Below are 8327 nucleotides of genomic sequence, written 5' to 3'. Positions count from 1 at the left end.
TTGACGAATTGCATCTCGACTACCCCTTTGCCGGAAGTCGGATGTTGCAAGGGCTCTTGAGAGGAGAAGGTCTGGAGACCGGGCGGCGACACGTCCTCCTGGTCGTCTGCCTGACGGAATGCACTGAATATCTGGTCGAACATCCTGACCTCCGCGGGCGCGGCGTATTGCCGTCCGTCTGTTGCTTCTGCTCAGGGCGTGCTCAGAATTCTTCCCAGCCGTCGGCTTTCCCGGCGAGGGCAGTGGCGCCCGCGACACGAGCGGAGACGGCTCGCGGGAAATATTGTCTCATCCGTTGCGTTGCGGGGGCCGGTTGCTGCTGCTCTGCGCTGTCCTGCCGGAAGGAGAAGTGCCGGATCAATTCGCGCAGCTTGTGGGCTTCCGCTGCGAGCGTCGCACTGGCGGCATTGGCTTCCTCGACCATGGCGGCGTTCTTCTGGGTGACATGGTCCATCTGGTTGACGGCCATGTTGATTTCGGAAAGCCCGACGGACTGTTCACGCGCAGCGGTCGAGATCGCATCCATATGCTGGTTCATCGTCACGACGTCGTGTTCGATCGCCTTCAGCGCATTGCCCGCCTCGCGCACCAGTTCGACGCCGCTTTTCACTTCGGCGGTCGAATTGCCGATCAGGCCCTTGATCTCCTTGGCTGCATTGGCCGAGCGCTGCGCGAGTTCACGCACCTCTTGCGCGACGACTGCGAAGCCCTTGCCGGCGTCTCCCGCCCGCGCTGCTTCCACGCCGGCATTGAGGGCGAGAAGGTTGGTCTGGAAAGCGATCTCGTCGATGACGCTGATGATGCTGGAAATCTGGTTGGAGGACTGTTCGATACGCTGCATGGCTTCTTCGGCATTGGCGACGACCACGCCCGACTGGGTGGCGCTGATATTTGCCTGGCTTGCAACCTGACGGGCTTCCTCCGTCCGTTTCGCGGAATTGGCGACATTCGAGGTGATTTGCTCCAGCGCGGCGGCGGTCTCTTCGAGAGAGGCCGCCTGCTGCTCCGTTCGCTTGGAGAGATCATCCGCACTCGCGCTGATCTGGCCGGTGCCGTCGGAGATGGTCTGGGCGCTTTCCGAGACGGCGCCGAGCACGCGGCCGAGTTGGGCGACGGCCGTGTTCAGGTCGTGGCGCAGCATCTCGAAATCCTGATGGAACGGCTCGGAAAGCTCGAAGCCGAGATCGCCGCCGGCTAGCCGGCGGAGCGCGTCGGCCAGCCCGCCGGTCGCCTGGTCGAGCCGTGCCTTGGCGGCCGCTTCGGCTTCGGTCTGGATGTGCCGCCGTTCGGCTTCGGCGTTTTCTCGCTGGCGCGCGGCCTCCTCTTCGAGTGCGCGCTGGGTGAGCGCCGCCTTGCGGAACACTTCGAGCGCGCGCGCCATGTCGCCGATCTCGTCGGCCCGCTGCTGGCCGTCGACCATGGTTTCCAGATCCTGGCCGGCAATACTGCCCATCGTCGCCTGCAGGGAAACGATGCTGCGGATGACCCGTCGGAAGATGACGGCCCCGAAGGCACCCAGCATGACAAGCAGCAGGCCGCCCGCGGCCACCGTCATCATCTGATAGAAGGTGGAGGTTGCCCGTGCAGCGTCAAGCGTGCCCTGGAGGCGCGCTTCCAACGCGACGTAGAAGGCATCGATCGGCTGCATGATCTCCGCCTTGAAACGGTGATACTCCGGTGAGTTGACAAGGACATTCGCCCGGGCGCGGGAGGCCGTGCTGGTCCGCTCGTTGATGTCTTCCACGAGCTTCATCGCCTCGACTTCGAGCTGCACCAGCCCGTCCGAGCGCTTGTTCGCCTCGTCGAGCAGGGCGAATTCCTCCTCGGTGAAGCCCGCCTGCCGCATCAGGTCGCGCAGCGCGACAGCTTCTCCCAGGGGGCGCGGCTCGGGCGTGCCGCCGGCCACGAAGTCCCAATAGACGCGATGATAGTCGAGCGGACGGGGCGCCAAGCCGTTGCGGATGTCGAGGATGCGGTTGTACTGGTCCCTATACTGCGTATCGCCCGTTGAGGCGTAGACGCGTACGAGGCGGGTCAGATCGTCCGAAGACTGGCGCAGTTCGTCGGCGAGCAGATACGATCTGTATTGCGCGACATGTGCCTCCTCGACGCTCCTTTCCGCTGCGCCGTGAAGGACGAGCGAGCACCCGAGCGCCGTGCTGAGCGCCAGCGTGCCGCAGGAAAATCCAATGAAAAGCTGCTTGATCCGCATGAGTATGGCTCCACTCAATCGACGGATGCCGGGCTGGGGCTTCCTCCCGCGAGCGCCTCGCCCGCAGCCAGTCTACGGCATTCCGTCGATTGCAGGCGTCCGGCCGGCCTCGGCAGGGACCCTGCTATCGCAAGTCGAACCTTGCGCCATCATGAGGCAAGGGCTTCGGCGGGGACGGGGGCTCATTCCCCGTCCGAGGAGGATCGCCGCATGGGGAAGTGGGCAGGCCATCTTGCGCCATATTTCCGGCGATATGGGAAATATGTTTGGTCTTTCGGATTAAGATTAGGTAAAAAACGTAGAATAACTCTCTAAAATCGCTAATTTAGCAATGATACATTGTAATGTAGCATTGTGTATCAATACGTATAGTGCGTCAATATATGAATTTTAATACACATTTAACCGAATTAAACTTCTTTTAAGCGAAGATGTTCAATTTATACAAGCTGAGGATCGGGAAAATGTGCAATATTCTTCAATTTCCTCCAAAGAAGGTCTTTATCAATGGCGTTTCCGACGGTGGTGACGTCGACGACGTGCTTCGTTCCATGGCCGTGGTCACGCAACAGTTGGAGCTGATGCTCGACGTGCTGCGCGAAAGGGCGCGGCTGGAGGCACAGCCGGCCGCAGGGCTGGAGAAGGCGGCTGAAGCATAGGTCCGCAGCAGACAGCAATGAACACTTCAGGTGGCGGGAGATCCGCTGGCTGAAGACTGCGGAATGCCCGCTTTGAACCAAGGCATCCGAACGCCAACACCGACGACCGCGACGGGAAACCTGGAAGACCGTTGCATCGCACAGAGGGACAGATCATGCTTTCATTTGTAAAATCCATGGATGCAGGCCACATCGTCGAGGCGTTGTCGCGTTCGCAGGCCGTGATCCAGTTCGACCTTGCCGGCAACATCCTCACCGCCAACGAGAACTTCTGCCGGGCGCTCGGCTACGAGCTGAGGGAGATCGTCGGCAAGCATCACCGCATCTTCTGCGAGGCGGCCTATACGGCGAGCGAGGAGTATCGCCAGTTCTGGGCGCGGCTCGGACGGGGGGAATACGATGCCACCAGCTACAAGCGCCTGCGCAAGGATGGCGGCGAGATCTGGATCCAGGCCTCGTACAATCCGGTCTTTCGCGGCGGCAAGCCCTACAAGGTCGTCAAGTTCGCGACAGACATCACCCAGGCGAAGATGCAGGCGAGCGAAGACGCCGCCAAGCTCGATGCGATCTCCCGCTCGCAGGCCGTGATCGAGTTCACGCCAACGGGCGAAATTCTTCATGCCAACGAGAATTTCTGCGCGGCGCTCGGCTATGACCTTTCCGAAATCCGCGGCAAGCATCATCGCATGTTCTGCGATCAGGCCTATGTCCAGACGCCGGCCTATGCCGAGTTCTGGAAGAGCCTTGCAGAGGGGCGCTTCATCTCCAACGAGTTCGTGCGTTACGGCAAGGGCGGCCGGGAGATCTGGATCCAGGCGGCCTACAACCCGATCCTCGACCTCAAGGGCCGGGTCTGCAAGGTGGTGAAATTCGCGACCGACGTGACGGAGCGCATGTCGGCGATCAATGCGCTCGGCGCCGGGCTGAAGGCGCTGGCGGAAGGCGATCTCACGCAGAACCTCGCCACCGCCTTCGTGCCCTCCATGGAGACGGTGCGCAAGGACTTCAACGAGGCGGTCGCCGGCCTGCACGAGGCGATGCGCACGGTCGAGGCCAATGCGAATGCGATCGCCTCGGGCGCGCAGCAGATCCGCTCGGCGGCGGACGACCTTGCCAAGCGCACCGAGCAGCAGGCGGCCTCCGTCGAGGAGACTGCGGCGGCGCTGGACGAGATCACCACGACGGTCGGCGATTCGAGCCGGCGGGCGGACGAGGCTGGCACGCTGGTCGCCAAGACCCGGTCGGGCGCGGAAAAATCCGGTGAGATCGTCAAGCAGGCCATCGACGCGATGGGCCAGATCGAGCAGTCCTCCCACGAGATCTCCAACATCATCGGCGTCATCGACGACATCGCCTTCCAGACCAACCTCCTGGCGCTCAATGCCGGTGTCGAGGCGGCACGGGCCGGCGAGGCGGGCAAGGGTTTTGCCGTCGTCGCGCAGGAGGTGCGGGAACTGGCGCAGCGTTCGGCAAGCGCTGCCAAGGACATCAAGGCGCTGATCACCGCATCGGGCGAGCACGTGAAGAGCGGGGTGGCACTGGTCGACGAGACGGGGCGGGCCTTGCAGGAAATCCTGACGCAAGTGGAGGAAGCGCATACCAATGTCGACGCCATCGTCGAAGCTTCGCGCGAGCAATCGACGGGGCTTCGCGAGATCAACCAGTCGGTCAATGCGATGGACCAGGCGACGCAGCAGAATGCGGCCATGGTGGAAGAAAGCACGGCGGCAAGCCACGCCATGGCGCGGGAAGCCGATGCGCTGCATGCCCTCATCCGCCGGTTCAGGCTTTCCGGCAGTGTGCAGCCCGTCCAGCGGGTGCTGTCTTCGCCGCCTGTGGCACAGCTTCATGCCATGGCGCGCAGCATGCGGGCGCCGCGCGGCTCCACGGCGCCGGCAGCGGAGCACTGGGAGGAGTTCTGAGCGGGCGGCCATGGGATGAAAACGGCCGACGGCAAATGCCGGCCGTAGTGAGTAGCGGGAATGCGCGGTTGAGATCGGACGTTCGCCAGGAACAGCGGCGAGACGGCGTTCGAATTATCGGCGCCCGTCGGTCACCATCTTCACCGCAAGTGCGGCAAGGACGGTTCCCATCAGCCAGCGCTGAACCTGTGCCCAAGTCGGATGGCGCGCGAGGACGACGGCGATCGACCCCGCCGACAGGGCGATCATGGCATTGACGCACACACTGATGACGATCTGCGTGAAGCCGAGGACCAGCGACTGCGCAAGCACGTTGCCATTGTCCGGTTCTATGAACTGCGGCAGGAGGGAAAGGTAGAGTGCTGCAATCTTCGGATTGAGCAGATTGGTGAGGAAGCCCATGACGAACAGCTTGCGGGGACTGTCTTTGGGCAGGTCGCGCACATGGAAGGGGGAGCGTCCGCCCGGACGGATGGCCTGCCAGGCGAGCCAAAGCAGATAGATCGCTCCGGCGAAGCGAATAATGTCATACGCGTAGGGTACGGCGAATATGAGTGCCGTGATGCCAAGCGCCGCGCAGAGCATGTAGAAGACGAACCCGAGCACAACCCCGCCAAGCGAGATCAATCCGGCGACCCGTCCCTGACAGATCGAGCGCGAGATCAGGTAAAGCATGTTCGGTCCCGGCGTCAGGACCATTCCAAGAGAGATGAGGGCGAAGGCGAGCAGGTTGGCGCTGTCGGGCATAGTGGGCCTTCAACAATGGGAACTATCTGTTCAAGGATAGGGACACGTCACAGAGGCAGGCATTCAGGAGCGGATGGAAGCAATTGCGATCCTTCGCCCCCGCCATTATAAGAATGAGAGCGAACACGCCGCCAGTATCATCAAGGCCATTCCGATGTTCATCGCGCGTTCGGCGGGCGGAGAAAGCGTGATCCGGCCCAACGCGGCGCCGGTCGCCATCCACCCTAGATCGACCACAACCATCACTGCCACGCACAGGGCCCATTTGGCAATTGTGTCTGCCGTCGCAAACGCTGGTTCCAAAACGACGAACGAGCCGAAAAGGGAGACAAACGCCAGATAGGCTTTCGGGTTGGCAAAACCCAGCGCGAAGCCTATCGCTATCCCTGCCGGCCGGCCGCCGGCCCGTCCATCCGCCCCGCCGGAAACCGGCTGGCTCGCAATCTGCCAGGCCAGCCAAACGAGGTAAAGCACGGAAGCGACGCTCAACATGGTGCGCAATGCTGGAGCCGCATGAAGAAAACCGGCAAGGCCGAGCGCACTCAGGCCGGCCGCCAGGGCCAATCCTATTTGCATGGCAACGAAAAAACCTATTCCGCCGGTCAGCCCTTGTGCCCTGCCCACGGCGATCAGGGCCGCGATACCGGGGCCGGGCGAGCCGAGAAGCGCAGCGCAGGCGACTATGAAGAGGAAAACAGAACCGACCATACATCACCATCGATAATTATATAACAATATCTTTATGTCTTTATGTCATTTCTTCGTGCGGTGGCAAGACCTCTCGGCGCTCCGCTGGACGATGGGCGGGCGCCTTCGAGCTCCCGGATGCCGAAAGCAGCCCGCCGCCTCGATTGATATGGCTCGTATTCAGGTGTCTCGACCGGGATTCGGGGTTCGCCGGAGCGCCCGGCCAAGGGCACCTGCGATGATCGCAGCCATACAGGCAGCCAGTGCGACGATCAGCGCGGCAGAAGGCCAGCCATAGGTCTGGATGGCTCTGCCGACCGCCACCGGACCGGCGATCTGCCCCAGATTGTTCCCCTGTACCACGAGGCCTAGGACGACCGGCACGAGCCCGGCGGCCGGCGCAGCGAGCGGAGCGGTCGACAGAAGCGTTGCCGGGATCAAGCCGCCCACAGCGGAAAACATGACGCAGAGCATGAAGGTGGGCCCGTCCGGCAGCACCGGCAGGAAGATACCGAAGCCGGCGATGCCCATCGCAAGGCTCGCCCATGCGATCAGGCTGGCGCGCGCTACACCGCGTGACAGCAGAACGCCCGCGGCGAGATTGCCGGCGATGTTGGCAGCCGTTGCCATTGCACTGAGCAGTCCTGCCGTCTGGTGCGAGACCTGCATGCGCTCCATCAGCAATACGGGCAGGAAGCCGAACAGCGCGAAGAACATCAGGCTGTAGCAGGCGAAGGCAAGTGCAAGCAGCAAGGGACCGGCGGTCAGGATGGTCGTCGCTGCATCCTTGCCAAGGTTGCTCCACGACCAGCGCGCACGCCGTCCCGCCGCGGAAATCACGAACACGACCATGACGGCGACGACCAGCGCAAGGAGACTGCTCGCCCACCAAATGGCACGCCAGTCGCTGAAGAGCGGACCAGCGAGCATGGCGATCGCCATGCCGGCGGGCATGAAGCAACTCCATAGCGCGAAGGCAAGGTCGCGCCGCGACCGCTCGGTAACATGCTCCAGCACGGACGGCGCCGCGACAGTGATCAGCAGGAAGCCCGCACCTTCGCCGATGCGCGAGATCAGGAGCGGAGCGAAGGAGGAAACGGTGGCACCGTGCGCGGCACCGATGGCGGTTATGAGAAGACCGAGGAGGAGAATGCGCCGCGCGCCAAAACTGGCAACGAGTGCGCCGGCGGAAATCCCGCCGATGAGCCCCAGCACCGCGAAGACGCCGGTCAGCCAGCCGATGGCTGCCAGATCAAGCCCCATATCGGACTGCAACATGGGAATGGCGATAGCCGTTTTGCCGACCTGGAGGGCGGCGACGACGCCAGCCCCGACCAGCAGGGAGACTGCGCCCCAGCGCGTCGACACCGGCGCCGAGGTGGGAGCCAGCGTTGCCATCACGCCGCCTCGCTCAACCGTCCGGTCGCCAGGCGGATGGTGATCTCCGCGACATGGCGTCCCTGGAAGCGTGCGCCCTCCAACTCGTTGGCGCTTGGCTGACGGTCACCGCCGTCGCCATCGTCGGCAAGGGTGGAGGCGCCGTAGGGCGAGCAGCCGGTGATCTCGTCCATGCGCATCTGCCCCTTGAAGCTATAGGGCAGGCCGACCACGATCATCCCCAGATGCAGGAGCACGGTATGGGTGGACTGGATGGTCGTTTCCTGACCACCATGCTGGCTGCCGGTGGAGGTGAAGACGCTGCCGACCTTTCCCACCAGCCTGTCTTCGAACCAGAGCCCGCCGGTCTGGTCGAGGAAGTTCTTCATCTGCGCGGCCATGTTGCCGAACCGTGTCGGCGTGCCGATGATGATCGCATCGTAGTCGGCCAGTTCGGCGACGCTTGCGACGGGGGCCTGCTGGTCGACTTTGTATCCGGACTTTGACGCCACCGTTTCGGGCACGAGTTCCGGCACGCGCCTGATCGCGGCGGTTGCGCCCACGTCCTGCACGCCTTGAGCGACCGCAGACGCCATCGTCTCGATGTGGCCGTAAGACGAATAATAGAGCACCAGAACCTTGGTCATCGTTCTCTCCTTGCCGATTGATGTTTCCGGCAAAGATTAGGCCTGCCGACCGCTCAGCATAAGTGATATAATTCAT

The 8327-nt window shown here is 62.8% G+C and carries 7 protein-coding genes; 2 read left to right on the top strand and 5 right to left on the bottom strand.

Annotated features, from left to right (window positions below):
• Window positions 1-202: 202 nt before the first annotated feature.
• Window positions 203-2212 (bottom strand): methyl-accepting chemotaxis protein, encoded by a 2010-nt coding sequence (locus tag EV665_RS26005; protein ID WP_245507833.1) that lies wholly within the window; start codon window positions 2210-2212, stop codon window positions 203-205.
• 464 nt (window positions 2213-2676) lie between these two features.
• Between EV665_RS26005 and EV665_RS26000 the strand changes: the two genes are divergently transcribed.
• Complete coding sequence (locus tag EV665_RS26000) at window positions 2677-2871, top strand: hypothetical protein (protein ID WP_133036290.1); 195 nt, start codon at window positions 2677-2679, stop codon at window positions 2869-2871.
• A 155-nt stretch (window positions 2872-3026) separates the two neighbouring features.
• Entirely contained in the window at window positions 3027-4793 is a 1767-nt protein-coding gene (locus EV665_RS25995; protein ID WP_133036289.1) for a methyl-accepting chemotaxis protein, read from the top strand.
• Window positions 4794-4907: 114 nt separating this feature from the next.
• Here EV665_RS25995 and EV665_RS25990 read toward each other — a convergent pair whose 3' ends face one another.
• The 4 genes from EV665_RS25990 to wrbA all read right to left on the bottom strand — a co-directional run bounded on the left by EV665_RS25990 (window position 4908) and on the right by wrbA (window position 8251).
• Window positions 4908-5540 (bottom strand): LysE family translocator, encoded by a 633-nt coding sequence (locus tag EV665_RS25990; RefSeq protein WP_133036288.1) that lies wholly within the window; start codon window positions 5538-5540, stop codon window positions 4908-4910.
• A 105-nt stretch (window positions 5541-5645) separates the two neighbouring features.
• A complete protein-coding gene (locus tag EV665_RS25985) occupies window positions 5646-6248 on the bottom strand; it encodes a LysE family translocator (RefSeq protein ID WP_133036287.1) in 603 nt (200 codons plus the stop codon).
• A 159-nt stretch (window positions 6249-6407) separates the two neighbouring features.
• Window positions 6408-7625, bottom strand: a complete 1218-nt coding sequence (locus EV665_RS25980) for an MFS transporter (RefSeq protein ID WP_133036286.1) — start codon at window positions 7623-7625, stop codon at window positions 6408-6410.
• On the bottom strand, window positions 7625-8251 hold the full coding sequence (gene wrbA, locus EV665_RS25975) for an NAD(P)H:quinone oxidoreductase (protein ID WP_133036285.1): 627 nt from the start codon (window positions 8249-8251) through the stop codon (window positions 7625-7627). Before wrbA ends, EV665_RS25980 begins: the two co-directional genes overlap by 1 nt.
• Window positions 8252-8327: the final 76 nt, after the last annotated feature.

Origin of the sequence: Shinella granuli, assembly GCF_004341885.1 — a bacterium.
Lineage (GTDB): Bacteria > Pseudomonadota > Alphaproteobacteria > Rhizobiales > Rhizobiaceae > Shinella > Shinella granuli.
This window is presented reverse-complemented; position numbering and strand designations above follow the sequence as displayed.

Excerpts from the sequence above, each read along its gene's own strand:
- EV665_RS26005 (WP_245507833.1), bottom strand. The coding sequence starts at position 2,212 with ATGCGGATCAAGCAGCTTTTCATTGGATTTTCCTGCGGCACGCTGGCG.
- EV665_RS26000 (WP_133036290.1), top strand. The coding sequence starts at position 2,677 with ATGTGCAATATTCTTCAATTTCCTCCAAAGAAGGTCTTTATCAATGGC.
- EV665_RS25995 (WP_133036289.1), top strand. The coding sequence starts at position 3,027 with ATGCTTTCATTTGTAAAATCCATGGATGCAGGCCACATCGTCGAGGCG.
- EV665_RS25990 (WP_133036288.1), bottom strand. The coding sequence starts at position 5,540 with ATGCCCGACAGCGCCAACCTGCTCGCCTTCGCCCTCATCTCTCTTGGA.
- EV665_RS25985 (WP_133036287.1), bottom strand. The coding sequence starts at position 6,248 with ATGGTCGGTTCTGTTTTCCTCTTCATAGTCGCCTGCGCTGCGCTTCTC.
- EV665_RS25980 (WP_133036286.1), bottom strand. The coding sequence starts at position 7,625 with ATGGCAACGCTGGCTCCCACCTCGGCGCCGGTGTCGACGCGCTGGGGC.
- wrbA (WP_133036285.1), bottom strand. The coding sequence starts at position 8,251 with ATGACCAAGGTTCTGGTGCTCTATTATTCGTCTTACGGCCACATCGAG.